This is a genomic window from Methylobacterium sp. Leaf118 (genome assembly GCF_920984675.1).
Classification (GTDB): domain Bacteria; phylum Pseudomonadota; class Alphaproteobacteria; order Rhizobiales; family Beijerinckiaceae; genus Methylobacterium.
On record NZ_CAKLBV010000124.1, the window covers coordinates 1 to 2,974 of the forward strand.

Sequence of the window (2,974 nt, forward strand, 5' to 3'; positions counted from 1 at the left end):
GCCTGCTGGCCCCGCCCGAGCGCGCGGCCCTCGCCGCCGCCGCGGAGGCCGCCCGCAAGGCGGCGCGGTTCCGGGTCCAGGCGGACCCGGCCAGCGGCGTCACCATCGGCGTGCCGGAGCGGATGCTGCCGAAGCGCAGCCCGCTGCCCGGCGGCACCCGCTGGCAGAGCGCCGACGGGCGCGTCACCCTCGACACCAAATCCGCCCCGCCCGGCACGACCGATCTCGACGCCCTGTTCGAGCGCGCTACCGCCGCCGGCCCCGAGCGCAAGGTCACCTACAAGCTGAAGAAGCCCGACTTCTTCGTCGTCACCGCCGAGACCGCGACCGGGCGCTCCTATGTCCGCTACGCCCTGGGCGAGGCGGGCATCCGGGGCTTCACCCTCGGCTACGACCGGGCGCTGGCGGGCGAGGTCGAGCCCCTGGTGATCGCGGTGGCCAACAGTTTCGCGCCGTTCCCCGAGAACGCGCCGTCCGTGGGCCTGCCGGCCTCCGTCGCCGCCTCGCCCCAGGCGCCGGCTGCCAAGCCCGGCCAAGGGCACGCCCCCAATTCCGGCCCCGCGCAAAATTCCGCCCTCGCGGCGACGTCGGCGGAGGCGCGTCCCGGCGCGACCGGCCTCCATCTCGGCGGCGGGTGGGTGCTGACGGCGGCCGCAGCCCTCGAAACCTGCCCGGCGCCCCGGATCGGCGGCCTGCCGGCCCGAATCGAGCGCCGCGACAATGCCGTCCGGCTCGTCCTGCTGCGGGTCGAGGGATCCGTCGGCGGCGGGGTGGTGCCGTCGCCCCGGGCGGAGGTGCCCGCGTCGGACGAGGCGCTGCTCGCGCTCGCGGCCGACAGCCGGGACGGCCGCAGCGTGGCGCCGGGCACGGCCGGCACCGGCGGCGTGTTCGCGCCGCTCCAGCCCGGTGCCGGCGGTGCGCCGGTCCTCGACCGCTCGGGGCGTCTCGTGGGGCTGGTCGAGCGGTTTCCCGCCGCGCCGCGCCTGATCGCGGGCGTGATGCCGCCGACGAGCCATGCCCTGGTGCCGGGCGCGGCGGTCGCGGCCTTTCTGAAGGAGAGCGGGATCGGGCCGGGTTCGGCGCCCGCTCCCGCGATGACCCTGGGCGGGGCCGCCGCGCCGCTTCTCGGTGCGGTTGTCGGGATCGCCTGCGGGCGCTGAGGCCCGTCGGGGTCAGTCGAGGACGACGGCGACGAGGGAGAACAGGCCCGCCAGGAGCAGGTTGCAGGCGATGAGGACGAGGACCGTCATGATTACGCTTCGCGACTTTCGGAGGAGGGCGGGAGAGGCGGGTCGTGGGTGCCTCACGAGCTCCTAGCCCGCAAAGCTTGACGATATGCTCTTCCGGCCCGATTGCGGCGTGGACGGGGCCCCGCCCCCGGAAAAGCGGTGCAGGGAGACCACAGCTCGTCTCTTCCGCCGCCGCGCTTGAACCGGGCCTGAACCGCCGGGTGCGGTCGGGCCCCGCTCGGCGGGACCGCCATGCCGCGCCGCACCCGACGCCGTGCCGCGCCGCAAAATCGTCAAGGTTGCGTCCCTTCGTGAGAGGTCCGCGGGTTGTCCCGTTTCGAGACAGTGCCGGCCATGATCTCCCTCAAAGAGTCCTTCCGCGCCGCCGTCGGATTGCTGGGCCGCGCACCCGCCCGGATTCGGGTCGCCTCGCCCTCCGCCGCCGTGGGGAGAAGAATTCCGTCGCCGGAGGCTTCCGCCTCGGACGATCCCTACTTTCTTGCGGTCGCCGAGGCGTTGCGGGCGGCCGGCTATCTGGATTCCTGAAAACCCGGCGACTAAGCCTCGCCCTCGGCCGGCGCCCATCCCGGGGGCCGGTGCCGGAGGCCACACGCGCATGACCGCTTCTCCCGCCCTCCCGCGGCCGGTGTCGCAGGACGTTCTGGCCGCCGTCGGCGGCACGCCGCTGATCCGCCTGCGCCGCGCCTCGGAGGAAACCGGCTGCACGATCCTCGGCAAAGCCGAATTCCTCAATCCCGGCCTCTCGGTGAAGGACCGCGCCGCGCTCTCGATCGTGCGGGATGCGGAGGAGCGCGGCGTGATCCGGCCCGGCGGCACCATCGTCGAGGGCACGGCGGGCAATACCGGGATCGGGCTGGCGCTGGTCGCGGCCGTGCGCGGCTACCGCACCGTCATCGTGATCCCCGAGACCCAGTCGGCGGAGAAGAAGGAAACGCTGCGGCTCGCCGGCGCCCGCCTCGTCGAGGTGCCGGCGGTGCCCTTCGCCAACCCGAACAACTACGTCCACGCCGCCCGCCGCCTGGCCGAGCGGCTGGCGGAGACGGAGGAAGCCGGCGCCTTCTTCGCCGACCAGTTCGACAACATCGCCAACCGCCGCGCCCACGTCGTCGGCACCGGCCCCGAGATCGTCCAGCAGACCGACGGCGCGGTCGACGGCTTCGTCTGCGCGGCCGGCACCGGCGGCACCCTGGCAGGCGTCGCCGAGGCGCTGCGGGCGCTCAAGCCCGGGGTCAAGATCGCCCTGTCGGACCCCGAGGGCTCGGCGCTCCACGCCTACTACACGACGGGGACGCTGAAGGCGGAGGGCTCCTCGATCACGGAAGGCATCGGCCAGGGCCGGGTGACCCGGAACCTCGAAGGCTTCACCCCCGACCACTCCTTCCGGATTCCCGATACCGAGGCGCTCGACATCGTCTTCCGCCTGATGCGGGAGGAGGGGCTCTCGCTCGGCGGCTCGTCGGGAATCAACGTGGCCGGCGCGATCCGGCTCGCCCGAGAGCTGGGGCCGGGCCACACCATCGTGACGATCCTCTGCGATGGGGCGGCGCGCTACGCCTCGAAGCTGTTCAACCCCGCCTTCCTCACGGAGCGCGGCCTGCCGACGCCGGATTGGCTGGGCGCGCCCGCGGGCCCGCTGCCGGACTGGCGCGCCTGATACGGGCTCCGCTTGATCAAAGCGGAGCCCGGATCAGGCAAGCCCGCGCGGCGTTTGAGCGAAGCCCAAA

General features: G+C 73.9%; 4 protein-coding genes. 3 read left to right on the forward strand and 1 reads right to left on the reverse strand.

Annotated features, from left to right (window positions below):
* The coding region (locus LW587_RS23750; RefSeq protein ID WP_232632036.1) for a serine protease at positions 1–1,160 on the forward strand (1,160 nt) is incomplete at its 5' end.
* 12 nt (positions 1,161–1,172) lie between these two features.
* Here LW587_RS23750 and LW587_RS24110 read toward each other — a convergent pair.
* The gene (locus LW587_RS24110) at positions 1,173–1,307 is read right to left on the reverse strand and encodes a hypothetical protein (protein ID WP_269780372.1); all 135 of its coding nucleotides are present in this window, start codon (positions 1,305–1,307) and stop codon (positions 1,173–1,175) included.
* A 249-nt stretch (positions 1,308–1,556) separates the two neighbouring features.
* On the opposite strand from LW587_RS24110, the gene LW587_RS23755 reads away from it, so the two are divergent.
* Together LW587_RS23755 and LW587_RS23760 are read left to right on the forward strand one after the other, a co-directional pair.
* On the forward strand, positions 1,557–1,775 hold the full coding sequence (locus LW587_RS23755; protein WP_232632037.1) for a hypothetical protein: 219 nt from the start codon (positions 1,557–1,559) through the stop codon (positions 1,773–1,775).
* Positions 1,776–1,845: 70 nt separating this feature from the next.
* Entirely contained in the window at positions 1,846–2,904 is a 1,059-nt protein-coding gene (locus LW587_RS23760; protein WP_232632038.1) for a cysteine synthase A, read from the forward strand.
* Positions 2,905–2,974 lie beyond the last annotated feature (70 nt).